General features: G+C 57.4%; 25 protein-coding genes, 1 tRNA gene, 2 pseudogenes and 1 riboswitch. Of the genes and pseudogenes, 11 read left to right on the top strand and 17 right to left on the bottom strand.

All coding sequences use genetic code 11. From position 1 onward, the window contains the following. Nucleotides 1-39: 39 nt before the first annotated feature. From AC1DFB_RS03915 to AC1DFB_RS03905, 3 genes and pseudogenes are all read right to left on the bottom strand, one after another. A pseudogene (locus AC1DFB_RS03915) lies at nt 40-1,360 on the bottom strand (TRAP transporter large permease). Beyond that, a complete protein-coding gene (locus AC1DFB_RS03910) occupies nt 1,357-1,941 on the bottom strand; it encodes a TRAP transporter small permease subunit (protein WP_170625351.1) in 585 nt (194 codons plus the stop codon). Before AC1DFB_RS03910 ends, AC1DFB_RS03915 begins: the two are co-directional and overlap by 4 nt. Continuing rightward, a complete protein-coding gene (locus AC1DFB_RS03905) occupies nt 1,938-2,729 on the bottom strand; it encodes an N-formylglutamate amidohydrolase (RefSeq protein WP_170420971.1) in 792 nt (263 codons plus the stop codon). Before AC1DFB_RS03905 ends, AC1DFB_RS03910 begins: the two co-directional genes overlap by 4 nt. A 122-nt stretch (nt 2,730-2,851) precedes the next feature. Between AC1DFB_RS03905 and AC1DFB_RS03900 the strand changes: the two genes are divergently transcribed. After that, nucleotides 2,852-3,721, top strand: coding sequence for a MurR/RpiR family transcriptional regulator (locus tag AC1DFB_RS03900; protein ID WP_170391793.1), 870 nt, complete (start codon nt 2,852-2,854; stop codon nt 3,719-3,721). 844 nt (nt 3,722-4,565) lie between these two features. Here AC1DFB_RS03900 and AC1DFB_RS03895 read toward each other — a convergent pair. Beyond that, nucleotides 4,566-5,240, bottom strand: a complete 675-nt coding sequence (locus AC1DFB_RS03895) for a TIGR04283 family arsenosugar biosynthesis glycosyltransferase (protein WP_480922167.1) — start codon at nt 5,238-5,240, stop codon at nt 4,566-4,568. A gap of 73 nt (nt 5,241-5,313) precedes the next feature. Here AC1DFB_RS03895 and ygfZ point away from each other — a divergent pair, with 73 nt between their 5' ends. Continuing rightward, nucleotides 5,314-6,051 (top strand): CAF17-like 4Fe-4S cluster assembly/insertion protein YgfZ, encoded by a 738-nt coding sequence (gene ygfZ / locus AC1DFB_RS03890; protein ID WP_480922166.1) that lies wholly within the window; start codon nt 5,314-5,316, stop codon nt 6,049-6,051. 106 nt (nt 6,052-6,157) lie between these two features. After that, nucleotides 6,158-7,093, top strand: coding sequence for an ABC transporter transmembrane domain-containing protein (locus tag AC1DFB_RS03885; RefSeq protein WP_480922165.1), 936 nt, complete (start codon nt 6,158-6,160; stop codon nt 7,091-7,093). Between the two features lie 43 nt (nt 7,094-7,136). On the opposite strand, the gene efp is transcribed toward AC1DFB_RS03885, so the two are convergent. Further along, nucleotides 7,137-7,700: an elongation factor P gene (gene efp, locus AC1DFB_RS03880; protein WP_170391801.1), complete on the bottom strand. Its 564-nt coding sequence runs from the start codon at nt 7,698-7,700 to the stop codon at nt 7,137-7,139. 219 nt (nt 7,701-7,919) lie between these two features. Between efp and AC1DFB_RS03875 the strand changes: the two genes are divergently transcribed. Beyond that, the gene (locus AC1DFB_RS03875; RefSeq protein WP_008757056.1) at nt 7,920-8,240 is read left to right on the top strand and encodes a DUF6280 family protein; all 321 of its coding nucleotides are present in this window, start codon (nt 7,920-7,922) and stop codon (nt 8,238-8,240) included. A 73-nt stretch (nt 8,241-8,313) separates the two neighbouring features. On the opposite strand, the gene AC1DFB_RS03870 is transcribed toward AC1DFB_RS03875, so the two are convergent. Next, the gene (locus tag AC1DFB_RS03870; RefSeq protein WP_480922164.1) at nt 8,314-8,883 is read right to left on the bottom strand and encodes a cobalamin biosynthesis protein CobQ; all 570 of its coding nucleotides are present in this window, start codon (nt 8,881-8,883) and stop codon (nt 8,314-8,316) included. A 60-nt stretch (nt 8,884-8,943) separates the two neighbouring features. Here AC1DFB_RS03870 and AC1DFB_RS03865 point away from each other — a divergent pair, with 60 nt between their 5' ends. Further along, nucleotides 8,944-10,401, top strand: a complete 1,458-nt coding sequence (locus AC1DFB_RS03865; RefSeq protein WP_480922163.1) for a cobyric acid synthase — start codon at nt 8,944-8,946, stop codon at nt 10,399-10,401. A gap of 3 nt (nt 10,402-10,404) precedes the next feature. Here AC1DFB_RS03865 and AC1DFB_RS03860 read toward each other — a convergent pair whose 3' ends face one another. The 3 genes and pseudogenes from AC1DFB_RS03860 to AC1DFB_RS03850 form a co-directional block, all read right to left on the bottom strand. Next, on the bottom strand, nt 10,405-11,142 hold the full coding sequence (locus AC1DFB_RS03860) for a hypothetical protein (RefSeq protein ID WP_480922162.1): 738 nt from the start codon (nt 11,140-11,142) through the stop codon (nt 10,405-10,407). A 73-nt stretch (nt 11,143-11,215) separates the two neighbouring features. Further along, nucleotides 11,216-12,633, bottom strand: a pseudogene (locus AC1DFB_RS03855) (TolC family outer membrane protein). 95 nt (nt 12,634-12,728) lie between these two features. Beyond that, nucleotides 12,729-13,382: a protein-L-isoaspartate O-methyltransferase family protein gene (locus AC1DFB_RS03850; RefSeq protein ID WP_170401191.1), complete on the bottom strand. Its 654-nt coding sequence runs from the start codon at nt 13,380-13,382 to the stop codon at nt 12,729-12,731. 225 nt (nt 13,383-13,607) lie between these two features. Between AC1DFB_RS03850 and AC1DFB_RS03845 the strand changes: the two genes are divergently transcribed. Beyond that, nucleotides 13,608-13,681: transfer RNA gene (locus AC1DFB_RS03845), tRNA-Cys, on the top strand. Between the two features lie 263 nt (nt 13,682-13,944). Here AC1DFB_RS03845 and AC1DFB_RS03840 read toward each other — a convergent pair. The 5 genes from AC1DFB_RS03840 to AC1DFB_RS03820 all read right to left on the bottom strand — a co-directional run bounded on the left by AC1DFB_RS03840 (nt 13,945) and on the right by AC1DFB_RS03820 (nt 18,925). Next, nucleotides 13,945-14,712, bottom strand: coding sequence for a citryl-CoA lyase (locus AC1DFB_RS03840; protein WP_170420960.1), 768 nt, complete (start codon nt 14,710-14,712; stop codon nt 13,945-13,947). After that, entirely contained in the window at nt 14,709-15,896 is a 1,188-nt protein-coding gene (locus tag AC1DFB_RS03835) for a CaiB/BaiF CoA transferase family protein (RefSeq protein ID WP_480922161.1), read from the bottom strand. The genes AC1DFB_RS03840 and AC1DFB_RS03835 overlap by 4 nt, the downstream gene beginning before the upstream one ends. After that, nucleotides 15,886-17,397: a tripartite tricarboxylate transporter permease gene (locus AC1DFB_RS03830; protein ID WP_170391820.1), complete on the bottom strand. Its 1,512-nt coding sequence runs from the start codon at nt 17,395-17,397 to the stop codon at nt 15,886-15,888. Before AC1DFB_RS03830 ends, AC1DFB_RS03835 begins: the two co-directional genes overlap by 11 nt. Before the next feature lies 1 nt (nt 17,398). After that, entirely contained in the window at nt 17,399-17,881 is a 483-nt protein-coding gene (locus AC1DFB_RS03825; protein ID WP_170401217.1) for a tripartite tricarboxylate transporter TctB family protein, read from the bottom strand. 66 nt (nt 17,882-17,947) lie between these two features. Continuing rightward, nucleotides 17,948-18,925, bottom strand: coding sequence for a tripartite tricarboxylate transporter substrate-binding protein (locus tag AC1DFB_RS03820; protein WP_170391824.1), 978 nt, complete (start codon nt 18,923-18,925; stop codon nt 17,948-17,950). Nucleotides 18,926-19,033: 108 nt separating this feature from the next. Between AC1DFB_RS03820 and AC1DFB_RS03815 the strand changes: the two genes are divergently transcribed. From AC1DFB_RS03815 to AC1DFB_RS03805, 3 genes are read left to right on the top strand one after another with little or no spacing between them, the layout of a single operon-like run. After that, the gene (locus AC1DFB_RS03815) at nt 19,034-19,702 is read left to right on the top strand and encodes a response regulator transcription factor (RefSeq protein ID WP_170420955.1); all 669 of its coding nucleotides are present in this window, start codon (nt 19,034-19,036) and stop codon (nt 19,700-19,702) included. Beyond that, nucleotides 19,692-21,059, top strand: a complete 1,368-nt coding sequence (locus AC1DFB_RS03810; protein ID WP_170735384.1) for a sensor histidine kinase — start codon at nt 19,692-19,694, stop codon at nt 21,057-21,059. Before AC1DFB_RS03815 ends, AC1DFB_RS03810 begins: the two co-directional genes overlap by 11 nt. Further along, nucleotides 21,038-22,036 (top strand): ABC transporter substrate-binding protein, encoded by a 999-nt coding sequence (locus tag AC1DFB_RS03805; protein ID WP_170401224.1) that lies wholly within the window; start codon nt 21,038-21,040, stop codon nt 22,034-22,036. The genes AC1DFB_RS03810 and AC1DFB_RS03805 overlap by 22 nt, the downstream gene beginning before the upstream one ends. Before the next feature lie 123 nt (nt 22,037-22,159). Here AC1DFB_RS03805 and AC1DFB_RS03800 read toward each other — a convergent pair whose 3' ends face one another. The 3 genes from AC1DFB_RS03800 to AC1DFB_RS03790 form a co-directional block, all read right to left on the bottom strand. Beyond that, nucleotides 22,160-22,771 (bottom strand): class I SAM-dependent methyltransferase, encoded by a 612-nt coding sequence (locus tag AC1DFB_RS03800; RefSeq protein WP_170648128.1) that lies wholly within the window; start codon nt 22,769-22,771, stop codon nt 22,160-22,162. Then, a complete protein-coding gene (locus AC1DFB_RS03795; RefSeq protein ID WP_480922160.1) occupies nt 22,764-23,771 on the bottom strand; it encodes a glycosyltransferase family 2 protein in 1,008 nt (335 codons plus the stop codon). Before AC1DFB_RS03795 ends, AC1DFB_RS03800 begins: the two co-directional genes overlap by 8 nt. A 114-nt stretch (nt 23,772-23,885) precedes the next feature. Then, nucleotides 23,886-24,833: an NAD(P)-dependent oxidoreductase gene (locus tag AC1DFB_RS03790; RefSeq protein WP_170391835.1), complete on the bottom strand. Its 948-nt coding sequence runs from the start codon at nt 24,831-24,833 to the stop codon at nt 23,886-23,888. Between the two features lie 144 nt (nt 24,834-24,977). Continuing rightward, a riboswitch (cobalamin riboswitch) is annotated at nt 24,978-25,184 on the top strand. 85 nt (nt 25,185-25,269) lie between these two features. Between AC1DFB_RS03790 and AC1DFB_RS03785 the strand changes: the two genes are divergently transcribed. Both AC1DFB_RS03785 and cobW read left to right on the top strand, forming a co-directional pair. Continuing rightward, nucleotides 25,270-25,650 (top strand): DUF1636 family protein, encoded by a 381-nt coding sequence (locus AC1DFB_RS03785; protein WP_170391837.1) that lies wholly within the window; start codon nt 25,270-25,272, stop codon nt 25,648-25,650. Beyond that, on the top strand, nt 25,647-26,702 hold the full coding sequence (gene cobW / locus AC1DFB_RS03780; protein ID WP_170662098.1) for a cobalamin biosynthesis protein CobW: 1,056 nt from the start codon (nt 25,647-25,649) through the stop codon (nt 26,700-26,702). Before AC1DFB_RS03785 ends, cobW begins: the two co-directional genes overlap by 4 nt. Nucleotides 26,703-26,705: the final 3 nt, after the last annotated feature.

Raw genomic sequence — 26,705 nt, 5'->3', positions numbered from 1 at the left:
TCCGTTTAAGTTTGGGTGCCCGTGTGTCGGGCCTTCTGGTTAATTTCCGTAAACATACCCGGGCAGCCACAAGGCGATCTCGGGAAATATCATGATTATTGCGAGCGCCAGGATCATCACCCCGACAAAGGGCACGATTGAGCGGTAAATGTCCCGCAGGCTGATTTCTGGTGGAGCCATTGCGCGCATCAGGAACAGGTTGTAGCCGAAAGGCGGCGTCATATACGCGATCTGGGTGGTGATGGTGTAAAGTACACCGTACCAGATCAGATCGAAACCAAGCGCCCCCACGAGCGGCACATAGAGCGGCGCCACGATGACGAGCATTGCGGTGTCGTCCAGGAACGTGCCCATGATGATAAAGCTGAGCTGCATCAGGATCAGGATCAGCCACGGTGACAGCCCCAACTGCTCGGTGAACAGGTTCTCGATGGCCTTGACCGCGCCCAGCCCGTCAAACACCGCGCCGAAGCCCAGCGCCGCAAGGATGATCCACATGAACATGCACGAGATAGCCAGTGTTTGCTTGGTACAATCCTCGAAAATCTTCCACGTCATCCGACGCTTGAGGACTGACGCCACAAGCGCCGCCAACGCTCCGATGGCCGAACTTTCTACCAATGAGGTCCAACCGTTCACGAACGGCAGCATCATCGCAGCGAAAATCATCAATGGCAGTGCCCCGGCCCAGAGCAGACGGAGTTTCTCGGACCTCGGGACCTCGTGCGCGTCTTCCATCGCTGGTCCCAGATGCGGTTGAAGCCGGCAACGAATCCAGATGTAGAGGATGAACAAAGACGCCATCAGCAGCCCCGGCACAATGCCTGCCAGCCAAAGTTGACCGACGGGTTGCCGCGCGATCATGGCATAAAGCACCAGAACTACCGAGGGCGGCACAAGGATGCCCAAGCTCGACCCGGCCTGAATGACCCCCGTCACCATGGTCTTGTCGTATCCGCGCCGCAGCAGTTCAGGCAGTGCAATCGTCGCCCCGATGGCCATACCTGCCACGCTGAGCCCGTTCATCGCCGAGACCAGCACCATCAGGCCGATGGTGCCGATGGCAAGCCCACCGTTCACCGGCCCCATCCAGACGTGGAACATGCGATAGAGGTCATCGGCCAGACGACTTTCGCTCAGGACATAGCCCATGAAGATGAACATCGGCAGGGTCAGCAGTGGGTACCATTTCATCAGCTTCATCGCCGCCGAAAACGGAATGTCCTGCCCGCCTGTCCCCCAGAGCGCCAGTGCCGCAATGGCTGCGACGGCACCAATGGCACCAAAGACGCGCTGCCCTGTAAACAGCATCAGCATCATCAGAAGCGAACATGAAGATTGCGATAAATTCCTGGCTCATGCCCGCGCTGCCCCGATCTCTTGCCCGTTGATCCGCGCAATGTCCTTGAAAAATTCTGATATCGCCTGCAGCAGCATCAGGAAGAAGCCGAAGACCATGATCGCCTTGACCGGCCAGATGTATGGCCGCCACGCGGTGGAGGATCGTTCTAGCCGTCCGACCTCTTCGCTGCCGGTCAGAAGGCCTGTGAAATAGGTGACAGGCTCATCACCCCAATAGCCCAGGCTGTACGCCGTGGATCCAAGCCCACCGTAGAACAGTACACCCAGATAAAGGATCAGCAGCAGCACCGTGAAGGCATCGAACCAGGCTTTCCGGCGATGGCTCCAATTATGGTAAAACAGATCCATCCGAACGTTCGAACCCAGTTGGATCGAATATGGCCCCCCCATGATGTAATAAGTCACCATCGCAAACTGCGCCATTTCTAGCGTCCAGAGCGAAGGCAGAAAGAAGGTCTTCGAGATCGAGGACCACAGCAGGATGCCCATCATCACGAACAGGCCCCACATCATGACCCGCCCGATCCGGTAGTTCACCGCATCGACTACACGCACATATGCTGACATTGCCTTGATCATTCGCCCACCCCGCTACAGAACGGAGCAATGGTACGATTGATCCACGGGGCCAGACAATCGGCCATGACCCGCTGCTGCTCGGCTGTCTGAATCAGATCATTCCGGATCTCGATCATGACGTTCAACAATCCGTTGGGCGCTGCGTGAAGATCCAAAGTGTGCGCCACCCCGTCTGCCGCCGAATAGGGTTCGTTCAATCGAGTAACCAGGGGCAGCTCGTGCGCGGCGCTGGCCAACATCGCCTTGGCAAAGCGGGCGTCCTGGCCATGCAGCAAACCAAGCTCAACATCGCGCGGTGTTCCGCGGTATATCGGCGTGAAACTATGAACCGTCACCATGAGTTTTAGCGTGCGGTGATGACGGATCAGAACATCCTCTAGCCCTTGGCAAAACGGTACATATACGCCTTCGATCCGCTGCTGACGCGCATTGGCGCTCAGTTCAAGGTTCGCCGGGATCGGTGTGTCTTCACTGCATTCCGGCATAGCATCGGGGGCTTCGGGAGGGCGGTTGCAGTCATAAACCAGCCTCGACACCCCGCCATGCACCAGCACGCCGTTCAACTGCTGGGCCAGTGCCTGTGCAACCGGCAGCGCGCCCGGGTCCCACGCGATATGGCTGCGCAGTGCCTCGGCACTTAGCCCCATGTCCCCCAGTCCGTCCGGGATACGATGCGAGGCGTGTTCGCACACCACCACAACCGAAGGCTCTTCCGGCGCGTCGTCGATGTGAACGACGGGACCGAAATCAGGCTGAGCAGAGGTGAGAGTGGCGCTACGTGATTCCATTTGGAAAAAATTCCACAGAGGTTCTTAACCTGTCAATAAATTTCCTGTATAAAATTCCCCAAGTCAGATTGCATTGTCAAATTTTCCACATAAACATGGGTAGAAAGGGAAAGGAGTATTCCGTGCGAGTGACAGAAAGGCTCCTTGCGCATCGCGAAATGATGACACCGACCGAGCGGCAGTTGGTCAACGTGCTGCTGGATGATTACCCCATGGCAGGGCTTGGCAGCATTACCGAGCTGGCCAGTATCGCCTCGGTTTCCACCGCCACGGTTGCGCGGATGCTTCAGAAAACCGGCTTTGATGGCTATCCGCAGTTTCAGTCCGCGATACGTAGCGAAGTGAAAGAGATGATCTCGGGGCCCGTCGCCAAACGGGATGTCTGGCAGAATGACTTACCTGAAGAACACATTCTCAACCGCTACTCCCGCCAAGCGCTTGAGAACCAGCGGCGTTCGATTGATGAGGTCGACCCGGATGAGTTTGACAGTTTCTGCCGTATGCTTTGCGATCCCAAACGGCGTGTTTTCATCACCGGCGGACGCATAACCGGGACCCTGGCGCAATATCTCTACCTCCACCTGCAGATGATCCGTCCTGATGTGAAGCTGCTGTCAGATGCAGCGTCGTGGACTCACGATCTGCTCGAAGTGCGCGAAGGCGACGTGCTGGTGGCCTTGGATGTGCGGCGTTATGAGAACACTACTTTGTTGATCGGGCAGCTTTGCCATGAACGCGGGGCCGAGGTTGTCCTGCTGACGGATCAATGGCGATCCCCCATCCACCGGCTGGCGAAACACACCTTTGCGGTAAGGATCGCAGTGCCTTCGGCATGGGATTCCATGACTTCGCTAATGGTGCTATTGGAATGCGCCATTGCCGAAATGCAGGAACGTCTCTGGGACAGTGTCAAGCAGCGCACGGACGAGTTAGAGCAGGCCTTTGACCGGACGAAGCTGTTTCGCAAGTTCGGCCAAAGCTCGGGGTCCTGACGTCAGGTAGCGACGTTTCATAAGGTACAACTGCGCGTGAGCCCTGTTGTCAGACGCTGCGCAGACCGTACACTCCAGCGTATGACATTCATCGCTGAAAACCAATTACCTCTGCTGATACTGGCCTTTATGATCGGCCTGTTTGGCACAGGATTTCTGTTCCGCAAACCTGCAGGGCATCGGGCGTGGAAACTGGCGGATCTGGTCTGGGTCGTATTGGGTGGGATCGGTGCGCTGGTCGCCGTGTTGGCCGGGCTTTACACCTCGGACAGTTCGCGGCTGGACCGGCAGATCGACGTTGCTTATGCCGCCACGCTTGCATTCGACCGTGATGCCGCGCGGTTTCGGCTGAGGTTCTGTGACCCCGCTTACGACCCGGATACAGCTGTTTTGTGCGAAAAGGTAGAGTTTCTGTCAGCCTCAACCGCAAGCAATGCCGATTTACCGTTGTTCATCGCGGTCACGAACGAAGTAGCCCCGCTTCAAGGCCTGCATTTTCTATTCGGCCGCACGTCGAGTGATGACATGGATGAGGCCCGCGAGATGGCCGCGAAAGCGGACGCCTTCAGCATCGATCAATTTCTCGTCTTCACATCTCTGGACGATGATACACAAACAGCAATTGACAACATGCGGCGCAAGGTGCCTGCGATTGCTGGTGATTATCTGATCCTGGCCCAAAGCTATGACGATCTGATCGAACAGGTCGGCAAGCTCAAGGATGAATGGGAATATCTGCAGGCGAATGCGCATATTTTGGTACTGCAGATCATTGCCCTATGTCTGGTAAGTTTTGCTGCACCGTTCCGTCTGGGCAAATCCATCGTTGAGCTACGCACGGCCTTCAACGCCGATACGACTGCGCCAGCAGATGCGGATCAGCCCCCAGAAAGTACCGCGCCAGAGTCCAAAGGTTCCGCGCGCCCCGCCGAAACCAACCCTGACGGATATAGCGTTCCGCACTCGTAACCGCGTCCGCTTTCAACAGCACCGGGCGCGGCAACACGCGGATCAAGGCGACATCTTCCATCAGTGGCTGATCTGGGAATCCTCCGACAGAGTCATAATCCCTGCGGCGTACCAACAGCCCCTGATCGCCGTAGGGCAAACCAAACACTCTGCTACGCAGGTTGGCCCAACCAGCAACCCAGCGGGCACCAATCCCGCTGACGCGAAACCGCAATCGGAAGGCTGCTGGCCTGTGCGAACGCAGATGCTCTGCCACGATGGCGCTCCAGCCTGACTGCAACTCGGTGTCGGCATGCAGGATCAGCAGCCAGTCGCCAGATGCTTTGGCACACCCCCTTTGCAACTGCCCTCCCCTTGACGCCGGGCCTGTTACGATCTTGGCTCCGGCTTCATCCGCCATCTCAAGTGTTGGGTCCTCTGAGCCGCCATCGGTCACGATTAACTCTCGGATCAGGCCTGAATGAAGCCCTTCCATCAAAGCCTGCAGCGTTCCCGGCAGGGAATGCCCCGCGTTAAGGGTCGGAATCACAATGCTGATCGGGGCGGACACGTCTGAAACCCTCTGGTCATGGCGGCGCGATTTCCTATATCACGAAGCCAGACGAATTGACGAGGATCAACCCATGTCCAATCGCCGCATTCTACGCCTGACCGGCAACGATACTGATAGCTTTCTGCAGGGGCTGATCACAAATGACGTGCAGCGGCTGGACGACGGGCTGGTCTACGCCGCCCTTCTGACCCCGCAGGGCAAGTACCTGGCTGACTTCTTTCTCAAACGAGACGGTGAGTCGGTGCTGCTGGATGTGGCCGATGTGCTGGCCGACGGGCTTGCCAAACGACTGACGATGTACAAGCTGCGTGCAGATGTGACCATCGACCAGACCGACCTGAACGTACAACGCGGCACCGGCCCCGCGCCCGAGGGCGCCCTACCCGACCCGCGGCATCCTGATCTTGGATGGCGCGCTTATTCTACCGCTCCGGAAGGTGATGACGGTACGGACTGGGATGCTATCCGCGTCCGTCACTGTATCCCCGAAACCAGCATCGAACTGACGCCAGACAGCTATATTCTTGAGTCCGGGTTCGAGGCGCTGAATGGCTTGGACTTCAAGAAGGGCTGCTATGTCGGACAAGAGGTCACCGCGCGCATGAAGCACAAGACTGAGTTGCGCAAAGGTCTGCGCGTTGTCGAGATCGCGGGCACCGCTCCGGTCGGGACCGAGATTCACTCCAGTGGTAAACTCGCCGGGGTGTTGTTTACACAGTCTGGCGGAAAGGCGATCGCATACCTTCGGCTGGATCGCGCGGGGGACGAGATGCAGGCGGGTGGCGCGACGCTAAAACTGACAGGTTGATTTTGTTGCTGAACCGGCACGCCCATTCTTTTGAAACTGTTTGCGTATTTGACGCTGCCGGGCCGCGCGGTATCACTGACTGCAATTGGCCTAACGGGATACGTGCATGTTTCGCCTCTATACCGCGATATGGCGTGTCAGCGCCGGACGGCAAATCATCCTTATTCTGCTGTCATTGGCGGTGGCTGCGCTGGCGGCTGCTCCGCTTGAGTTCCAGCGCGACATCGTCAATCACCTGACATCTGATAGCATCGAAGTGGATCGCCTGCTGTTGCTGGGCGCTGGGATGATGGGCGTCATCCTGTTGAGCCTTACGTTAAAATGGGTGCTCGGGTATCGCTCTGGAACGCTGGGCGAGGACATCATTCGACTGATCCGGGGACGGTTGCTTGCCCGATCAATCGATCTCAGCGAAGAGGGGCAAGACCTTCGTTCGGGCACGATGACAACGGCCGTATCCGCTGAGGCGGAAGAGCTGGGTAAGTTCGCAGGCGGTGCATTTTCTGACCCCGTGGTGCAAATCGGCACATTGATCAGCGTAATCGGCTACATCTCTTCCACCCAACCGGGGCTGGGCTTGATCGCACTTTCCATGATCGTTCCGCAGATCATTATCGTTCTGGCCTCTCAGCGAAAAGTGAACATCTTCGTGGCCGAGCGTGTTCGAATCCTGCGCAGCGCGACCGACCGCTTGACGCACGAGGATATCGAGGCGACATCGCGAGCGATTGAGAAACAGTTCGACGAGATATTCGAGACCCGCCGCAAGATGTTCATCTGGAAACTCTCGGCCAAGTTCCTGCTGAGTGTCATCAATGGCGCAGGGACTGTTGGGATTCTGATGCTGGGCGGCTGGCTGGTGTTGCAGGGTAAAACCGATGTCGGCACCGTCGTGGCCGCGATAAGCGGTCTCGGACGCATTCAAGGCCCGACCGCTTTCTTGATCGCTTTCTACCGACAGGTCAGCGCCAATCGCATCAAGTACGAACTGATGCTGGAGCTGTTTGGCGATCATCCCGAGCGTTATCGCATTCGGACCTAAAAAGGGCCGCAGAGCGACCCTTTTGCACCGAACTATCGTCCGCTTACGCGCGTTCGGAATACTCCATGGTCTCGGTATTCACTACGATCATCTCATCCTGCCCGATAAAAGGTGGCACCATGACCTTGACGCCATTGTCCAGAACCGCTGGCTTAAACGAGTTCGCCGCAGTCTGACCCTTCACAACCGGCTCGGTCTCGACGATCTTGCAGGTCACTTTTTGGGGCAGCGTGGCGTTCAGCGCCTCGCTTTCGTAAAACTCCACTACGATGGTCATGCCGTCCTGCAGAAACGGGCGGCGCTCACCCAGCAGTTCCGAAGGCAGTTCGATCTGCTCGTAGGTCTCGGAGTCCATGAACACCAGCATGCCATCGGATTCGTACAGGAACTGCTGATCCTTCTGCTCAAGGCGCACGCGTTCGACTTTGTCGGCCGAACGGAAGCGTTCGTTCAGCTTTGAGCCATTGCGCAGGTTGCGCAGCTCGACCTGGGCAAAAGCTCCGCCTTTGCCGGGCTTTACGTGATCCACTTTGACCGCCGCCCACAGTCCGTCATTATGCTCAAGCACATTGCCGGGGCGAATTTCGTTCCCATTTATCTTGGGCATGACTTAAATCCTTCACAAACGGTTGATGCGTCAGTTCTCGTCCCTATATCTGGCGTGACCACACCTGACAAGACAACGAAACCTAGTGCTGCACCTGCAGCGAGCCATGCAAATGACGCAACGCAACTATGCATTTTAGGTGTATCCGAATCGCATGTAATAGGTCATAAGGACCGTCACGCCGAAAATTGCAAGAGCAAGAAAAACAGGAAAGACGAGATGAGAGATTTCGTTGACGGCACTGCCTTTAACAACGAACAAGGCAATCGTGCACGCAAACTTTTCGCAGCCGTTGTACTGGCTGCTCTGGATGATGCCATCGCCGACGACAAGAAGTATGGCAACGGACCGGAACAAATTGCCCGTTGGGCACGTTCGCGCGATGGGCGCGAAGTACTATCGTGCGCCGGCATCGACCCCAATGAGCGGGTTGTAGGCGGGCTGATGGAATTTGTTGGTCGCGGCGTACGGACGTCTGTCGCCCTGTCCCGCGAAGAAAGCGAACGCCGGAATGCGGCTCAGCAGGCCGAAGCTGCCTGATTGTTCCCCGCATCCGATTGAAAAAACGCGCCCTGACATCGGGGCGCGTTTTTCTTTGGGCTGATTGGTCAGATCAAAAATACATGATCCATTGCCACGCCACCCAAAGCTCGGCCGCCAGTAACAGCGCAAAGAACAGTTTTGCCGAAACCGATAGGCCGCGCTGCCAAAGCACCACATAGGCGGCAATGCAAATCGTCACTGAGATCGGCGCGATCCAAGCCGCATGATGTGTGCTGTCCCAATAGCTGATCGGACTGTGAAAGACCCATGAACTGATCGGCCAGAACTGCGGTCGGCCATCGCCTGCGTGCAATAAGAAATCCATCACCAAATGAAGTATCCCTGCGGATGCGCCAATGGTTAGCAGGTGCCAGCCGCGCCACAGCCCGAGTGCAAGTGCCACTCCCCACAAAATGAACGAGTTATCGATGGCGAATACGGTTTGCCACGCGGGTGAAAAGTAATGCTGATCAAACACCACCTGTGCCGGGATGTTCAGGATGTACAGCGAAACGCCGGCCATCAGGTATAGCGACAAATCCGGCAACAAGGACCCAAACAGAGCTGCCCATAGCGTCGCGCCCCGGGCCGGGCGGGCAAAAACAGCAGCACCAATCAAAAGATGCGCAGGCGTATTCATATGGGGCTTTTCCTTTGGCCTTAAATCAGGTCATCTGCGCCCGAGCATAGGAGACAGGCCATGGCGCGGTCCATCATGATTCAAGGCACCGGCAGCAATGTCGGCAAATCGGTTTTGGTGGCCGGGTTGGCCCGCGCCTATACGCGACGCGGGTTGCGCGTGGCTCCGTTCAAGCCGCAGAACATGTCGAACAATGCCGCTGTTACGGAAAACGGCGGCGAAATCGGGCGCGCGCAAGCCCTGCAGGCGCGGGCGGCCAAACGACCGACGCATACGGATATGAACCCAATCCTGCTCAAACCCGAAACTGATACCGGCGCGCAGATCATTCTTCAGGGCCAGCGCGCAGGTACAATGAAGGCGGGCGATTATCGCAAGGACAAGTCTAAGCTGCTGGGGGCGGCTCTGGAAAGCTTTGAAAGGCTTTGCAGCGACGCTGATCTGGTGTTGATCGAAGGCGCGGGTAGTCCGGCAGAAACTAACCTGCGCAAGGGTGACATCGCCAATATGGGATTTGCTTGTGCCGCACAGGTTCCGGTGGTTCTGGTGGGCGACATTCATCGGGGTGGCGTGATCGCTCAGATCATGGGGACGCAAGCCGTCTTGGAGGCCGGGGACCTTGCGATGATCCGGGGCTTTGCGATTAACCGCTTCAAGGGCGATGTCTCCCTGTTCGATGCAGGGCGCGACGATATCGCATCCCGGACCGGCTGGCCCTGCCTGGGCGTGGTGCCCTGGTTCCATGACGCATGGAAGCTGCCGGCAGAAGACATGATGGACATCCGCTCTCATGCCGGAGGGGCATGCAAGATCGCTGTGCCTCAGCTTGAGCGGATGGCCAATTTCGACGATCTCGACCCGCTTTCCGCCGAACCAGGCGTTACGGTCGAGATCATCCCAGCAGGCCGCCCCCTGCCCGGAGATGCCGATCTGGTGCTGTTGCCGGGCAGTAAGTCTACAATCGGCGATCTGGCCTATTTCCGGGCGCAGGGTTGGGATATCGACCTTTATGCCCATGTCCGCCGCGGGGGTCATGTTCTGGGCCTGTGCGGGGGTTATCAGATGCTGGGCAAAACCATCTCGGACCCCGATGGCGTCGATGGACGCCCCGGTCGGGTCGAAGGGCTGGGATTGCTGGATGTCAGCACCACAATGGCCCGAGAAAAGCAGGTTATCCTGCGCTCAGCAACCGCCCTGCCCGGTCATGAACCCGTCAGCGGATATGAGATCCACATGGGCCGTACTGATGGCCCGGATTGCGCTCGGGCCTGGCTGCAGATCGAAGGTCGCCCGGAAGGTGCCGCCAGCGCCAATGGGCGCATACGCGGCAGCTATCTGCATGGGATTTTCACCTCGGACACGTTTCGCGCCAGCTATCTGGCAGAACTTGGCGTGACATCGGAAACAGCTTACGAAGACGGCGTCGAACAAGTGCTGGACGACCTTGCCGACCATCTGGAACAGCATATGGATCTGGATCTGCTTCTCGCGATGGCGCAGACGCCACGCACCAGTTAAGCCTCAGTCAACATCCGCTGCGGCGATCGCCCGCGTGATCTCACGCCGAACCATCTTGCGCAGGTTTTTCGTGATCCGTTCGCCCAGCGCGCCCTGCAGCTCTTCCCGGACGATCTGGGCGACGAGTTCGCGCAATTCCTCTTCTCCGATTGTAACATCGGTCGGCTTCTGTGCCATATCTTCCACCACCTCCGGGTCGCGAATAAATGTGGCTTCGGATTTTGGTTCAGCCGCCTGAGACTGCGCAAAAGCCCTGTCTACCGGCCATTCAACAGCCTGCGTCTTGGTGCCAGAGTAGTCGTCATCGCTCTCGCCATCGGGCTCCCACTGATCCTCGGTGCGCGCGATAGCAGCTTCCAAAGCTTCAATCTTGGCGCTGAGGCTTCCCGCTAGGTCGCGCTTTGGTGCGTCTGCCTTGGCGTCGACATCACCAGCGCGCACAATATCGCTGGGTTGCAGCCGCATCGGTTCGGCAGGGTTGCTTGGCGCATTTGCGGCCTGCTTTGGGGTACTGTCACCCGCGCTATGCTGGGGCATCAGTTTCAAGGGCCCGGCCTTCTTGGCGATCAGCGGTTCATTGCTGACGCGCAGCGCATCCGTTAAAACCAACCGGCCCGGCTTGGCAGCCGGGGCCGTCGGAACAAATATGAATTCTGATTCGTCATGCGCGTCCTCGTCGACCATTCGCTTAACCGACGAAAGAACGTCCTGAATATTGGCGCTTACAACACGATCTGACATTATTTTCTACCGCTCTAACCTAGGCCCGATTGTAGCCAATCTGAGCCAGCGCCACAACAGGTAGCGATGCCCTTTAGTCGCGGCGCAATGCCTTGAGCACTCGATCCAGATCGCGGCTTTGCTTACTGACCTGCGACGGCGCCTTTTTCACAAGGTTGTAATACAGGGTCGGATCATAGATCTGCACTGCAAGACCCAAACGCTCTGCCGTCAACAGCCCCTGGGCTTGCAGCAGTTCATATGCAGCCCGCGACCGCTCGGTTCGGGATGCTACCTCGGCCAATTGCGCGTCCAGCAAATCCTGCTGGGCATTCAGGACGTCCAAGGTCGTCCGTGCACCCAACGTTGCTTCTTCACGAATACCGTCAAACGCCACCTGCGAAGCACGAACCCGTTCCGTTGACGCCCGCAGGCTTGCAGTTGCCGCCTGAAACGCAGCATAGCGATCGGCAACACCTTGTGTGATGTCTTTCTGAACGTTCAGAAGGTTGGCACGCGACGCATCACGAGTTGCCATCGCACGACGCACCGCTGCCGCCAGACCGCCACCAGAATAGATCGGCTGATTGAAGTTCAGTGAGATCGTCGCATCGTTGATGTAATCGTCATTGTCGTAGCTCTCGGTAATGCCCGCATCCGCATTCAGGCTAACATTCGGACCCAGATTTGCACGCTGCTGCTGCACGATCAGGTCCAGCGCACGCACCTGATGCTGTGCGGAAAGAATCGCAGGGTGGTTACGCTGAGCCAAATTCACCGCATCCGCCTCTGAACGCGGCAGGTTGGGCAGCCTTGGCTGGCCAGCCGTCCGCCCAGGTGTCTTGCCAACGGCGTTTACGTATTCAGCCTGAGCAATGCTCAGGTTACCACGTGCGACCGCCAAATCAGCCTGAGAGCTGGCCAATTGTGCCTCGGACAGGGCAACGTCTGTACGTGTAACCTCACCTACTTCAAAGCGATCCTGCGATGCGCGCAGTTCTTCCGCCGACACTTCCACGTTGTTCTGGCGGATCGCAACCGTCTCTTCCTGCAGCAGAACACCCAGATAGGCGTTCGCGGCTCTGATCAGGATTTGTTGTTCAATATCAATAAGAGACTGGCGGGTGGATAGCACAGTTTCCTGCGCCGATTGCTTGCCAAGGATGGAAGCGCCACCGTCATAGATCAACTGGCTCAGCGTGAGACCGGAAAAAAGCTCGAAGGCTCGCGCGTCGTGATCAAGCTGCTCGTGTTGGTGCGCGTGTAATCCCGGCTCACCCGCACGGTCCAGTTGATGATCGGACGCAGCGCTGAGAGCGCAATGGCGACATCTTCATCCGCTGCGCGTAACAAGGCACGGTTCTGCTCAAGCAGGCCGCTGGTGTTATACGCGCCGATGAATGCATCGGTCAGATTATCTGCCCAAACCGACCTTCCGGGCATCACACTTAATGCAACACCAGCAGCCAAAGTCAGGCCTTTGACCAGCTTTCCTGTCGTCGTCCCGCGCATAACTAAGTCCTCTCAAATCGAAATTACGCAACCACCAGCGCAGTTTGCGCCGGTGTTTTCAAGTAATCAAGGCATCAAAATACTTCTATTGCCAACTATAGCGAAAATGCACACTCAGCGCAAAATGCGGGCAAAATCGGTGCGCTAGCATTGAACGCAAATCGCCACGAGACACGGCCTGAGGACTTGAGACCCATACGAACCGTGCCAAGATCACCCTCCATAAACAGGCAAATGATCCGGCCCCCATCCTTGAGTTGATCCAGCAAAGTGTCTGAAAGCTGCTCGACCCCACCCTGAATCATGATCACATCGTAGGGTCCATGCTCAACCGCGCCTTGTTCAAGCGGTCCTTCATGAACAATAGCGTTGTCTACGTCAGCTTCCATCAGAAGCGTCTGAGCTTCAGCCGCCAATGCCGGGTCGGATTCCACTGCCACAACCAACTCTGCCATTCGCGCGGCAATTGCGGTTGAGTAACCCAGCCCCGGCGCGATATCCAGCACCACTTCATCATTGGAAATGTTGACTGCGTCCAACATCTTAGCCAGCGTCCTGGGCTCAAGCAGACAACGTCCATCACCCAACTCGACCAGATCACCAACATAGGCTGCCTCACGTTGCGCATCCGGCACGAAGTTTTCGCGCGCAACGCTCAGCATCGCATCAATGATAGGGAACTTGGTCACATCCGAGGGCCTGACCTGAGTATCAACCATCGTAAGGCGCCGGGCTGCGAAATCTGTCATGTGATCGCTCATTCCTTATCAGACTGTTATCTGGCTTTTGCCACATCCGCCTGCCTGCAGCAACGGGCCAGATTGCATTTCCGGGCGCGGCAAAAACGTACCATTGGGGTATTGTCAAATTTCCAAACAAGACAGAAATAATCGCCCTCAAGGCTATGGACGTTCATCCTGAAAGCTGATAGAACGCCCCTCACACCACGGCAAGTTATTGATATTGCTTAAAAAGGCGAGTTGGCGGAGTGGTGACGCAGCGGATTGCAAATCCGTGTACACCGGTTCGATTCCGGTACTCGCCTCCAATTCACTCTAGATCATTGACTTAGGGCGATTACGTTGTCCGCCTTGTGCGCATTTTCCTGGAAAACGACAACACGCTACGCCAGTCCCACCTGCGCCAGCTGTTTCGGCACTTCACCAAAATTCTCCGGCTCCTGTACTACGCAGTTCTAGACGGTGTTGGCTGCAAAGCGAAGGCGCTGGCGACAAACTATGTCGCCGTGTTTCAGAATCTGGATAAAAGGCACCTGAAGCCATGAGGAACGACAGGCGGCATACCTCAACTTCAATCGCCTAGATAAGTCCAGCGGTAGTGGGGTGGCGTAGGGCCTTTGTTGCGTCCGCCTTGCTGGGTCTGCTCCCAGGCATGGGCCAGAATGCCGACCGACCGCGAAAGGCAAAACAAGCCTCGTGCCAATGGCGGGGCAAAGCCTAGCTCTGCATAGATCACTGCCGTGACACCATCGATATTCATCGGCACCGGCTTGCCTTTCCGGCGCATCAGGTCGGTTTCCACGGCTTGCCCGACTTTCATGAACCGACCTTCGCAGGCGTCCTGTTCGACTGCATCAGCAACCAGGGCCATCAGCCGGGGTGCGCGCGGGTCCGTCGGTGTATGGAACCGATGCCCGAAACCCGGCAGTATCTTCCCGCGTTCGGCGATCCAGTCGTCCAATGCCTGTTCTGGGCCTTCGGCATGGGCGTCTACAAAGTGATAAAGCTCCATCGCCTGCTCGCCGGCACCACCATGGATGTCACCCAGCATGTTAACAGCACTCGCCATCGCGTTGTTAAGAGACAGCCCGCAGGTCACCGCCATTCGTGCAGCCGCGATCGAGGGGGCTTGCGGGCCGTGATCCACGGCGGCGACCAAAGCGGCCTCGAACAATCGAGCCTGCGCAGGTGTCGGTCTGTCACCCCGCACCATCAACCAAATCATTTCAGCGAAACCCAGATTGCCGATCAGGTCTTGAATCGGCTGGCCACGCAGTTCAATGCGCCCGGGCTCCATATCGATGATGGCGGTGCGCCACCAATCGGCAACATCGCTCATATCACCCTCTCATGTCGCAACGTTTTGATCTCTGCGTCCGACAGTCCAAGCTCGGCCCAAATCGAGAGGTTGTCGGCCCCAAGATCCGGTGGTGCGGATCGTGGCATGCAGCGTGCGCCATCAATAACCACTGGGCTGCCCGCAAGGCGTAACCTCTCTCCGTGCGCCGACAGAGTTCCAATCAGCCCGCGACCTGAGAGTTGGTCGTCGGACAAAGCCTGCGGCACCGTCATCACCGGCCCGGCCGGTACACCCAACGCATTCAACTCTTGGACCCAATCACTGGCTGGACGGGTAGAAAGAGTGCGTTCCAGTTCTTGGCGCAATTCATGCCGGTTGGTCTTGCGATCCTCGCGGGTTAGGTAGTCCGGATGCGTCAAAAGGTCGGCGCGGCCCAGATGTTGGGCGAGCGCATGCCATTGTTCGTCGCGATTGGCGGCGATATTAATAGGGTTGTCGGATGTGGCAAAAGTTCCGGACGGGGCCGAGGTTGTGTTTTCGTTCCCATGCGGCGCAGGAGTCACACCACCGACCAGATAGTTGGACACCACCCACCCCATGGTCGAAACCACCGCCTCGTTCATTGCGACATCAAGGAATGCCCCGCGCGGGTTGGCATTCAAGGCCGCGCTTATGGCAAAGGCCGCCGTCATCCCGCCGACGGTATCTGCCAGAGGATAGCCGACCCGGTAAGGCGCGGTATCCGACGCACCTGTGATTGACATGACACCGCTGATCCCCTGCACGATCTGGTCATAGGCCGGGTCATCCCGGCGTGGTCCATCCTGACCAAACCCGCTGATGGCACAATAAATCAGTCTGGAGTTCTCGGCGCGCAGAACCTGATACCCCAGCCCAAGCCGGTCCATCACGCCGGGTCGGAAGTTCTCGACCAGCACATCGGCAGTCTTGACCAGCCGCTTGAGCAGAGCCTTTCCCCGATCAGCCTTCATATCCAGGGTCACGGATTTCTTGTCTGCATTCTGCGCCAGAAAGCTGATGCCCATGCCGGCCTTGTTCCGATCAGGATCCGCCCCCAGCACACGGGCCAGATCTCCGCTGCCGGGCCGCTCGACTTTGATCACTTCGGCCCCCATCAGGGCCAGTTGGTAGCAACAATACGGCCCGGCCAGGACATTAGTCAGGTCAAGAACCCGAATGCCTGAAAGTGGCTCAGTCGCCATCGGCCACGCCTGCCGCTCGCGCCTTGGCGCGACGTGCGCGGTAACTGGGCAACAGCACCAGAAGGAGGGCAATCACCAACAGGCCCAGCGTCATCGGACGTTCCCAGATAAAGGCGATGCCGTCATACAGCTGCATGGAACGGGCGAAGTTATCCTCCATCATGCCACCAAGGATGAAACCGATCAGCAGTGGTGCCAGAGGGTAATCGGCAAATTTCAGTGCCGTGGCGCAGACGCCAAAGCCCACCAATATCAGCAGTTCCGTGGCATTGTTCTGCCCGATATAGGCCCCCATGAGGGTGAAGAACAAAATGAACGGGATCAGATAGTTGCGCGGTACTGCAAGCACCTTGGCGATATAGGGGATCAACGGCAGGTTCAGGATCAGCAGCACCAGATTGCCAATGAACATCGACATGATGACAGCCCAGAACACCTGAGGCTCGTCGATCATCAGGCGCGGACCCGGTGTCACATTCAGCGCGATCAGTGCGCCCAACAAGATGGCCGTAGTTCCGGAACCTGGAATGCCGAGCGTCAGCAACGGAACAAAGGAACCGGTACAGGCAGCATTGTTGGCTGTCTCGGGTGCTGCCAGACCTTTGATCGAGCCTTTGCCGAACTCCTCCTGCTCTTCTTTCGGGGCAATATTGCGTTCAACCGCATAGCCAAGGAAACTGGCAATCGTTGCCCCTGCCCCCGGAAGCACACCGATAAAGAAACCCTGCACAGATTGGCGACCAACCACCGGAGCGATGGCCTTTGCCTCGGATCCTGTGATGCGCAAGTCCTTGATTTCGCCTTCGTCGCCTTGCAGGTCCTTGGGTTTGAGAACCAGAAACAGCGCTTCGGGCAGGGCAAACATCGCCATTGCAAGCGTGATGAAACCAAAGCCGGACTGCAGATCCATGATCCCCATCGTGAAACGCGGCAAGTTGAACAGCGCGCCCTCGCCGACGGTGGCCATGATCAGCCCGAGAATGGTCATGACAATTGCCTTGGCCACCTGCCCGGTTCCCGCAAAAGCGGCGATGGCGGACAGACCCACTACCATCAAGGCAAAGTACTCAGCCGAGTGGAACAGCAGTGCGACCGAGGATAATGCAGGCGCAAAGACCATCAGCAGCAGCGCGCCTATCGTACCCCCGGCGAAACTGGCGATAGCGGCAACTGTGAGCGCCTTCCCGGCTTTGCCCTGACGAGCCATCGGATAGCCGTCGAAGCTTGAGGCCACGGTTCCCGCGACCCCCGGCGCGTTCAGAAGAATGGAAGATGTCGAGCCACCAAAGATCGCGCCGTAATAGACACCGGCAAGCAGGATCAATGCGGCGGACGGATCGCCCATCGAAATGGCGACCGGAATCATAATGGCGATGATCGACATCGGCCCAAGACCGGGCAGCATGCCGATGAATGTACCAATCAGACAGCCCGCTATGACCATCAACAAGTTTTGGATGGAGAATGCCGTTTGTAGGCCGATCAACAATCCTTCAAGCATGTCAGCCTCCGAAAACGCCCGGCAAGGGTCGCATGTAGATGCCAAGAACCTCTTGCACGAGGTACCAGACTGAACCTGTAGCGATTACGGCAACCGGCAGCATGACGTGCCATTTGCGTTCGCCCAGAATGAAAGAACCGAGGATCAGGAACCCGGATGTCGAGATCAGAAATCCAACCGGACGCAGGCACAGCGCATAGGCAACCATCAAAGCCAGTAACAGCAGCGCCTGGCCTAGGTGATATTCGCCCAGCCTCCGATAATCGATATCAGCCTCTTTGGGCTCAGCCTTTTCAAAGCCCAACAGAATAATCGTTGTGGCAATTATCCCCAAAATCGACAGCACCTTGGGAAAGGTGCTCGGCCAAATGGGGTTGCGCTGCATGAAGGGGGGCAGACTGCCATCCATCGTGAACCAAGCAGTGTAGCCATATGTCAGGCATATGCCCAGCAAAACGAGCGCGATCCAGCGATCCAGCGCCATGTTTCCCCCTCCTTTGATTTATTGTTGGTTGAGGCAGAGCGGTTGCCCGCTCTGCCCGAGGTATCCTTACAGGAAACCCAACTTTTTCATCAGATCGCCGATCTGTTTTTCCTGCTGTTCCAGGAAGGATTGGAAATCAGCACCCGAGTTGTGGATGTTCACCCAACCGTTACGGGCGCGGACCTCTTCCCATTCAGGTGTGTCATACATCTTGGCGATGGCTTCTTGATAAGCGACCAGCTTGTCCTCTGGCAGACCAGGAGCAGCAAAGAACCCACGCCAGTTCACGAAAGTTGTGTCGATGCCCTGCTCTTTCATGGTCTGCGCATCAGGGGCTGCATCCACGCGCTCTTCCGCGGTGACGCCAATGATCTTCACCTCACCCGCATTCGCCAGATCGACAGCCTCCGAGAAACCGGTCGACAGCGCGGCAATCTCACCGGACAGAAGCGCGGCCATCGCTTTGCCACCTGCATCATAGGGGATGTACTTCACGCCCAAAGCGTCCTTGCCTGCCGCTTCCATAACCATCGCCGCGACCAGATGGTCCATCCCACCCGGCACAGAACCGCCGCCGATGGCCGTTGTACTTGGATCGGCGTCATACGCGGCTAGCAGGTCCGCCATTGAATTGATGGGGCTGTCTTTGCCCACAACAATCGCCGCGTAATCACCGATCGTGCCCGAGACCAGTGTCAGGTCGCGGAAATTGTGCGGGAACACTCCGGTCAGAGAGCGGATCACGATCGGGGTCGAGTTGACCATGAGCGTGCCGTGGTTGCTGTCGGCGTTTTCGATCAGATATCCGATGGCTTTACCACCGCCGCCGCCCGACATGTTTTCGTAGGATGCAGTTCCCACGAGACCCGCATTCGTCAGCGCCTCACCTGTGCCACGGGCAGTGCCGTCCCAGCCGCCCCCTGCGCCACCGGGGATCAGAAAGTGGATGCTATCTACGACCTCTTCAGCGAAAGTCGGTCCAGCCAGACCAATAGCGGTCACAGCCGCGATCAGGGCGCGACGGCCCAGTTTGATTGTCGTCATGAATTCCTCCCGTTTGACAACCGGCCGCAGTGCGGCTCAGATTATTCGAAACCTAAACACATCAACCTGACATCAACCTGTCATGGGTGAAATTACTATTGGATCCCGATGAAATTCCTCTTGGTCGAAGACAATCTGGACCTCGCCAATGCCATAAGCTCGCGCATGCGGCTTGACGGGCATGTGGTTGATCACGCAGAGAAAATAGAAGATGCTGTGGCCTTTGTTGAAATCGATGAGTATGACCTGATCCTGCTGGACATCATGCTTCCCGACGGGGACGGGCGGGATTTCCTCAAACGGCATCGCGCCAGCCATCTGGACACACCTGTCATCGTTCTGACCGCCCGCAGTCAAGTGTCGGATCGAATCGGCTCACTCGATCTTGGGGCGGACGATTATGTCACCAAGCCCTTCGACCATGCCGAACTTGAGGCGCGCTGCCGCGCAGTGCTGAGACGCAAATCCGGCAAGACCAAAACGACGATTGAAATTGGCGGCGTCGTCTTTGATCCCGTTGCGGGTCATTTGACGGTGGGCGACGATATCGTCTCGCTTCGCAACCGTGAACTGCGCTTGTTGGAACTGCTGATCAACGCCCCCGGTCAGGTGTTTTCTAAGCAGAAGCTGGCGGACCGGTTGTTCTCCTACGACGACAATGTTTCGGACAATGCCATCGAGGTCTATGTCGGCCGACTGCGAAAGCATCTGGAAAAATCGGACCTCAGGATCACAACGTTGCGCGGTTTGGGCTACAGGCTGGATCATGGCAACTAATCCAAACGTTTCCGGATCACTACGAAACCGTCTTGCGCTAACGCTAATCGGCGGTGCCGCGATTCTGGCCCTTGTGCTGTTCTTTGCTGTCCGCGACTATGCAGTTCAGGTTGCCCAGCAAGGTCAGGACAACATTCTGGGTGCCTCAGTCACCTCGATCCTCGACGCCGCGGCGCTGCGCGGAGGCGAGCTTGAAGTCGATATCCCCTATGCTGCCTTTTCAATGCTGAGCACGCCGTCGGACGACCGGGTGTTTTATGCGATCTTTCAGGATGGCGAGTTCCTGTCCGGCTACGAAGACCTGACCCCAACTCAAGGACCCGCTGATGGAAAGTGGACCTTTCGCTTCGGTGAGGTGCGCGGTGAAAACGTTCGTCAGGTCAGTGCCAGCCGCACACTGGTTGGGCTGGGAAATCAGACAGAAATCGAAGTGGCCTTGGGACAGACCCAAGATGCGCTGTCGGAGACGCTGGATCAAATCTCACGCAATGCCGGCCTTTTGGGATTGGGGTTCTTTGTGCTTGCGGCTGTATTGTCCTTCTGGGTGAGTTCGGCCACCATCGGCCAGCTCGACAGATTAACGACATCCGTCACCCGTCGGGGACCGCAAGATCTCAGCCCATTCAAAAAACCAGTACCGCGTGAAATGGCGCCTTTGGTGTCATCGCTGAATTCGCTGATGGGACGCCTGGACCAGTCTCTCAGCCAATCCGAGGACTTTATCGCCGAGGCCGCCCATAGGGTCCGCACCCCGCTGGCAACGGTCAGGTCTTATGCCGAGGCGACGCTGCAACGGGTCGAGAGAGAAGACAACCGCGAGGCGTTACGATCAATGATGCGCGCCATCGACGAAAGCTCTCGGGCTGCGGGGCAACTACTGGATCACGCCATGATCACATTCCGCGCCGACCATCTGGAGCGCGAGGATATCGATCTGGTGACTCTGATCCGTGAGCTTGTCCAGCGCTTGACGCCCATCGCTGAAATGAAAGACCTTTCGCTTGCTTTGAGCGGCGAACCGCAGGTCATGTATTCGGGCGACCCCATCCTCATCCAAAATGCGGTGCGGAACATGGTAGACAATGCGCTTAAATATGCGCCAGCGGACAGTACCGTAGTCATCGATGTCGCAGGGTCACCCACAGCCCGGATCACGGTCAGTGACCAGGGGCCAGGCTTTCCGCCAGATGAAATCGAAACGCTCACAAGACGTTTCGAACGTGGTCAGAACGCGGCGGGAACCATCGGATCGGGCCTCGGGCTAACCATTGCCCAGGACGTCGCGGTCGCCCATGGCGGCACGCTGGTACTGTCAAACAAAGCGGAGGGCGGCGCATGCGTTATCTTGTCACTCTGATCCTGTGCCTGTTCGCCAGCGGCGCAGGGGCTCAGGATTGGGAAGACCGACAAATATTCAACGAAAGTGCCGACGGCCCCCGACTGCGGGTCATTTCCAGCACCGATACCGCCCTGTTTGCGCCGCTGATCGAGGATTTCGTCGCCCAGAATCCAGCGATATCGGTCGAATATCTGGTGACCGGCACGGCCGATATCGACCGACGCGTCCGAGCCACGCCAGAAGCGTTCGACGTTGTCGTTTCCAGCGCGATGGACCTGCAACTGAAGCTCGCGAATGACGGATATGCGCTGGCGCTTAACGATCTTCCGCACCCCCCTTGGGCGCAATGGCATCAAAGCCTGTTCGCCTTCACTTCGGAACCCGCAACCATCGTTGTCAACCGCACCGCGTTCGAAGGACAACCAATGCCGCAAACGCGGCAGGAACTGATCGAAGCGCTGCGCGCCCGCCCGGATGATTTTCGGGGCAAAGTCGGCACTTATGACGTGCGCCAGTCGGGATTGGGCTATTTGTTCGCCACGCAGGACGCCCGCGCCTCGGAAACCTATTGGCGCTTGATGGAGGTTTTGGGCGGCCTGGACGTGCGGCTGTATTGTTGTTCGGGCGACATGATTAACGACCTGGCGGATGGTACGATCGCGGTGGCCTACAACGTGCTTGGCAGTTATGCGGCGGTACGAACAGAAGGAAAGGATGCCCTTCAGATCATTCTGCCTTCGGATTTTCAGACGACGATGATGCGAACCGCCATGGTAACTGGCAAAAGCCGCTTGCCGGAGGAAGCGGAGACCTTTGTCCGGCACCTGACCACGCTGAATCCGGAATCAATGGCAGCACTGCCACTTCTGGACACGCAGGACTCCACGACCGAAAGCGCAGCGATAGCGCTGGACCCTGCGCTGTTGACGTTCCTCGATACGCTGAAGCGCAGAAAGTTCCTGTCTGCCTGGGAAAGTGCCGCTATTCAAAAATGATCGGACTTAGACAACAACCCTATCCGTCATCGCTGAACTTGTTGCTTAACACTGTTGACGCTGGAAGACATCAGCCAGCCCAGATTACGTCGCACGAATCTATAATCAGAAAATGATCTCGGCTCAAAGTTTCTCGACGGCCACTTGCGCCCCCATGATGGCCTTGAGCCGCAGCCCCGCAGAATGTGCCCCGAGGAATTCGTGGAACGCACGCATCACGTCATCTTTCCACCAACCGCGCCTGTGATAATCGTCAAGCATGATTACGCCGCCTTCGATCATCTTGGGCAGCAAAGCACTCAGATCCGTTTTTACGCCCTCGTAGGAATGGTCGCCGTCCAGATAGGCGAACCCGATGCTTTGATCTTCAAACAAACGCAGCGCTGGTCGCGAATAGTCGCGAATGATCGAAATTTGCCCCTTGGCAATCTCGGTGCTGTATTTGCCCGTCACTGCCTCGTAAATTCGATCCATATCCTTTTGAGTGCGCGCTCCGGCAAGCGAAGCACCGCCATCCGGGTCTTGCTGTACTTGCCAGGGATCGATGAGGCACAATTTCGAGGGCTGCAGCTCTTCCAGCAGAATCCGCGAAAACTCGCCCTTCCAAACGCCAATTTCAACGCTCAGCCGTCCATGCGGCATGGTCTTGAGCATTTCGCGCCGCAGGGAATCCTTCCGCTCGCGCTGCTCAGCTTGCTTCTTGCGGCGATCCTCAGCAGATACAGCTTCACCCATAGACGTCTTCTCCGGTAGAGGAATTTTGCAACGCTTCAACCAGATCAACCCAGTCCGGTCTGGCTCTCAATTCTTCGGCTTTCGATCTGTGCCACTCACATGCTTGGTGATGGAGGTCTGCCAATTGCGGATCTGCCATCATCTCAGCTTTGATGTCGTGCATAGCCGGCATGTGTTCCAGAATTGAGCGATCCTCAACATCATTGTGGTTCATCATGAGCCAGTATTTGAGCCCTTGATCCTGCCCCACATGATTGGTGCGCCCACGGTCGCGCTTGACCAAAAAGCTATCAGTGCTGCGCACAGCATAATGATGAATGCGCGCGAATTCATGGCTGAAACCACGCCATGCTTTCCATTTCACTTGGTCTGCTGGGTAGAGGTTCCCGCCCGAATCCCGCCACAACACGCCTTCGTATGGCGCGTCAGGGTTCGGTGCATCTTCTGGATTGATCCTGGGACGATGGGCGCGAAAACGGCTGAATTTTCCGTTGTTGCGGAACAGCGTTTTGAACCCTTTGGTCCGGTGATGCGGATAGCCGTCTTCGTTGGCGGCCAGAAAGAAAGTCTCAGGTACAGGTCGATCAACGAAATCGTTCTGACCCGCGTTTCCGAACATGCGCCAGCAGATCGAGATCGCGTCCGCCACGCCGCTGGCCTCAACGAGGCTTCTTATATCACTATTGGGTAAACGGATATTGATATACTCGTCCACATCCAAACTGAGAATCCAATCCGATGACAGATAGCTTGGGTGATTCCGCGCAAGCGAAAATGCACGAACCTGCGGCGCGGCGCGCGGACCCAGCCTGTTTCGTTCGTGGTGAGCCCAGCCAAGCGCTTGCAACCGTTTGCCCATGGCATCGGTACCATCAGCGCAATCATTGGTATAAATCAGAATGTCATCAAAACCGATTGCGTGGTTGTAGGCCACCCAATCGATCATGAAAGGCCCTTCGTTTTTCATCGTTGTTACGATGAGAAAGGTCTCATTCGTCATAAGTTGTTCTCTTGCCTGTGCCGGTGTCGGACTCCTGTCGACCTGTTTAGAATAGCCCCAGAATTTTGTCCAACCAGGTCGCCAGACAGCCGCAACGCTTGCCGATTATTTGATCTACCGATTCTGCGGGATCACCTCGTAACCCGGTTCTTCTGGCTCGTCGTCCAGCATCTCGGTTGGGAACCCTGGCGCCTGGATCTCCAGTCCGGTCGCGTCCTCTAGCCGCCTGATGATGTTCGGGGACAGTTCACGCTCACCATATCGCGCGATGCCATCTTCGAAAATCTTAATCATCAATGGGTTTATCTCAAGGGGAACTCCGGCACGGTCGGCGACCTCCTGAAACAGACCGATATCTTTTTTCACCAGGTCCATGGTGAAGGAAATATCGCGCGAGCCGTTCAGGATGACCTGACTTTCGGTCTCGTGCACGAAGGATGTGCCTGACGATATCTTGATCGCCTCATAGGTGGTTCCAAGGTCCATGCCGGCGGCCTTGGCTGTCACCAATGCCTCGGCACAGGTGATCAGGTTGGCGGTCGCCAGATAATTGGTCAACACCTTCAGAACAGAGGCCGAGCCCAGATCGCCCGTGTGCAAAATGCGCCGCCCCATGGTGGTCAGGAATGGCAGGATACGTTCAAAAGTCTCACGATCACAGCCTGCGAAGATCGAGATATTACCCGTCGCTGCCCGGTGACATCCGCCCGAAACCGGGCAATCCACCGCTGCGCCGCCTCGTTCGATGACCATTGCGCCAAGGCGTTTGACTTCGGCTTCGTCGGTGGTCGACATTTCCATCCAGATTTTGCCAGGGCCGACCTCTGGCAACATTTCCTGCATCACCGCATCCGAGGCCGCAGGAGAAGGCAAACAGGTTATAACAGCATCGCAATCGCGCATCAGTTGCGCCGGGCTTTTGGCGGCTTTGGCACCCTTGGCGACGAATTCGGTCACCAGATCCGGGTTCAGGTCATGAACCGTCAGATCGATACCGTTTCGTAGCAGCGATCCAGATAGCTTGCCCCCTACATTCCCCAGCCCGATAAACCCTACTTTCATGCGCGGTATCCTCCTGTTCGCATCTTGCTGCCATGCCAGCACGTCGTTGCAGAAGTATCATGCCGCCCAGCGACCCCGACAGGTCGCTTTTTATCCGCTTTTTCACGGATCGGCGCGACTCGCTTGACAAGCAACCCTGCCCTGCCGCATGTCCCTTTCGTTGGTGTCTGCGAGAGCAGATGAAAAGGGAATGCGTCAGCGGTTTTTGCCGTCAAACGCAGCCGCCCCCGCGACCGTGACCGGAGAGGGTGCCCAAAGCCACTGGCAGTATGGCCGGGAAGGCGGGACATCCGACAGAGGCCTCCTCTGACATCCGCAAGCCGGGAGACCTGCCAACGCCCGAAGATGAAACCGGACGGGGTGTTCCGGTGTGGGGCTGTGATCGGCCCGCATGAAACCCCGTCCCCCACGAAGAGGATTTGGGGGGATGAGAGACATGACCGAGACCGCACCGGTCGAACTGTTGGTTTGCACTACCTGCCGTCGCGGGCTGCCTGTCGAGGATGACGCCCAGCGCCCCGGCACGTTGCTGCACAAGGCGCTTGAACAGGCGGGCCTGCCCGAAGGCATTACATTGAAAGCTGTGGAATGCCTGTCGAATTGCGATGAAGGCTGCTCGATCGTGCTACGCGGAGGACCGGATCGCTGGACTTTCGTGTATGAGCATTTGAACGAGATCGACCATGTCGAAACCATCGTCGAAGGCGCAGCCAAATACCTCGCCACCGAGGACGGTTTGGTCAAATGGCGCGAACGTCCCGAACATTTCCGCAAAAACTGTGCGGCCCGCATTCCCCCGATTGGAGCCCTGAAATGAGCAATCTTGAGAAACTCCCCGTCACTGTGATCACCGGCTTTTTGGGCTCGGGCAAAACCACTTTGGTGCGACACCTGATGCAGAACCCGCAGGGCAAGCGTCTGGCGGTGGTCGTCAACGAATTCGGCGATGTCGGCGTCGATGGCGATATCCTGAAATCCTGCGCCATTCCTGATTGCCCCGCGGAAAACATCATGGAACTGGCCAATGGTTGCATCTGCTGCACCGTGGCCGATGATTTCATCCCGACCATCGAAGCCCTGATGGCACTAGAGCCGCGCCCTGATCACATCCTGATCGAAACCTCCGGTCTTGCCCTGCCAAAACCGCTGCTGAAGGCGTTCGACTGGCCCGATATCCGCTCGAAAATCACCGTCGATGGCGTGATTGCTCTGGCCGATGCCGAGGCTGTGGCCGCTGGTCGGTTTGCTCCGAATGTCGAGGCGGTGGATGCGCAACGCATGGCAGATGACTCGATTGATCATGAAACTCCCTTGTCCGAGGTGTTCGAGGATCAGATTTCCTGCGCCGACATCATTCTGCTGACCAAGCCCGATCTGGCTGGCCCGGAAGGCGTTGCGAAAGCGAAAGAGATCATCGCCGCCGAAGCGCCCCGCCCCCTGCCCGTAGTCGAAGTGGCTGAGGGTGCCGTGGACGTCCGCGTCGTGCTGGGTCTAGAAGCCGCGGCCGAGGATGACATGGACGCGCGTCCCAGCCATCACGACGGCCATCACGATCACGAGCATGACGATTTCGAAAGCATCATCGTTGAACTGCCCGAGCAAACCGATCCGATTGATCTGGTCGCCAAGATTGAACGATTGGCCAACGAGTTGAATATCCTGCGCGTCAAAGGCTATGCCGCCGTTCAGGGCAAGCCCATGCGCCTACTGGTTCAGGCCGTCGGTGCGCGCGTGCGTCACCAATATGACCGCCCGTGGGAGCCCGGCGAAGACCGTCGCTCGCGCCTTGTGGTCATTGCCGAGCATGACGATATCAAAGAGGCCGAGATCCGCGATATCCTCGTGGGTGTAACCGAGGCTGCCGAGTAAGAC

The sequence above is a fragment of the Ruegeria sp. S84 genome (genome assembly GCF_056583445.1).
This window is presented reverse-complemented; position numbering and strand designations above follow the sequence as displayed.

Excerpts from the sequence above, each read along its gene's own strand:
- cobW (WP_170662098.1), top strand. The coding sequence starts at position 25,647 with ATGAGCAATCTTGAGAAACTCCCCGTCACTGTGATCACCGGCTTTTTG.
- AC1DFB_RS03785 (WP_170391837.1), top strand. The coding sequence starts at position 25,270 with ATGACCGAGACCGCACCGGTCGAACTGTTGGTTTGCACTACCTGCCGT.
- AC1DFB_RS03805 (WP_170401224.1), top strand. The coding sequence starts at position 21,038 with ATGCGTTATCTTGTCACTCTGATCCTGTGCCTGTTCGCCAGCGGCGCA.
- AC1DFB_RS03795 (WP_480922160.1), bottom strand. The coding sequence starts at position 23,771 with ATGACGAATGAGACCTTTCTCATCGTAACAACGATGAAAAACGAAGGG.
- AC1DFB_RS03835 (WP_480922161.1), bottom strand. The coding sequence starts at position 15,896 with ATGGCGACTGAGCCACTTTCAGGCATTCGGGTTCTTGACCTGACTAAT.
- AC1DFB_RS03790 (WP_170391835.1), bottom strand. The coding sequence starts at position 24,833 with ATGAAAGTAGGGTTTATCGGGCTGGGGAATGTAGGGGGCAAGCTATCT.
- AC1DFB_RS03840 (WP_170420960.1), bottom strand. The coding sequence starts at position 14,712 with ATGAGCGATGTTGCCGATTGGTGGCGCACCGCCATCATCGATATGGAG.
- AC1DFB_RS03860 (WP_480922162.1), bottom strand. The coding sequence starts at position 11,142 with ATGTCAGATCGTGTTGTAAGCGCCAATATTCAGGACGTTCTTTCGTCG.
- AC1DFB_RS03885 (WP_480922165.1), top strand. The coding sequence starts at position 6,158 with ATGTTTCGCCTCTATACCGCGATATGGCGTGTCAGCGCCGGACGGCAA.
- AC1DFB_RS03905 (WP_170420971.1), bottom strand. The coding sequence starts at position 2,729 with ATGGAATCACGTAGCGCCACTCTCACCTCTGCTCAGCCTGATTTCGGT.
- efp (WP_170391801.1), bottom strand. The coding sequence starts at position 7,700 with ATGCCCAAGATAAATGGGAACGAAATTCGCCCCGGCAATGTGCTTGAG.
- AC1DFB_RS03870 (WP_480922164.1), bottom strand. The coding sequence starts at position 8,883 with ATGAATACGCCTGCGCATCTTTTGATTGGTGCTGCTGTTTTTGCCCGC.
- AC1DFB_RS03810 (WP_170735384.1), top strand. The coding sequence starts at position 19,692 with ATGGCAACTAATCCAAACGTTTCCGGATCACTACGAAACCGTCTTGCG.
- AC1DFB_RS03910 (WP_170625351.1), bottom strand. The coding sequence starts at position 1,941 with ATGATCAAGGCAATGTCAGCATATGTGCGTGTAGTCGATGCGGTGAAC.
- AC1DFB_RS03815 (WP_170420955.1), top strand. The coding sequence starts at position 19,034 with ATGAAATTCCTCTTGGTCGAAGACAATCTGGACCTCGCCAATGCCATA.
- ygfZ (WP_480922166.1), top strand. The coding sequence starts at position 5,314 with ATGTCCAATCGCCGCATTCTACGCCTGACCGGCAACGATACTGATAGC.
- AC1DFB_RS03800 (WP_170648128.1), bottom strand. The coding sequence starts at position 22,771 with ATGGGTGAAGCTGTATCTGCTGAGGATCGCCGCAAGAAGCAAGCTGAG.
- AC1DFB_RS03865 (WP_480922163.1), top strand. The coding sequence starts at position 8,944 with ATGGCGCGGTCCATCATGATTCAAGGCACCGGCAGCAATGTCGGCAAA.
- AC1DFB_RS03825 (WP_170401217.1), bottom strand. The coding sequence starts at position 17,881 with ATGGCGCTGGATCGCTGGATCGCGCTCGTTTTGCTGGGCATATGCCTG.
- AC1DFB_RS03850 (WP_170401191.1), bottom strand. The coding sequence starts at position 13,382 with ATGACAGATTTCGCAGCCCGGCGCCTTACGATGGTTGATACTCAGGTC.
- AC1DFB_RS03820 (WP_170391824.1), bottom strand. The coding sequence starts at position 18,925 with ATGACGACAATCAAACTGGGCCGTCGCGCCCTGATCGCGGCTGTGACC.
- AC1DFB_RS03830 (WP_170391820.1), bottom strand. The coding sequence starts at position 17,397 with ATGCTTGAAGGATTGTTGATCGGCCTACAAACGGCATTCTCCATCCAA.
- AC1DFB_RS03875 (WP_008757056.1), top strand. The coding sequence starts at position 7,920 with ATGAGAGATTTCGTTGACGGCACTGCCTTTAACAACGAACAAGGCAAT.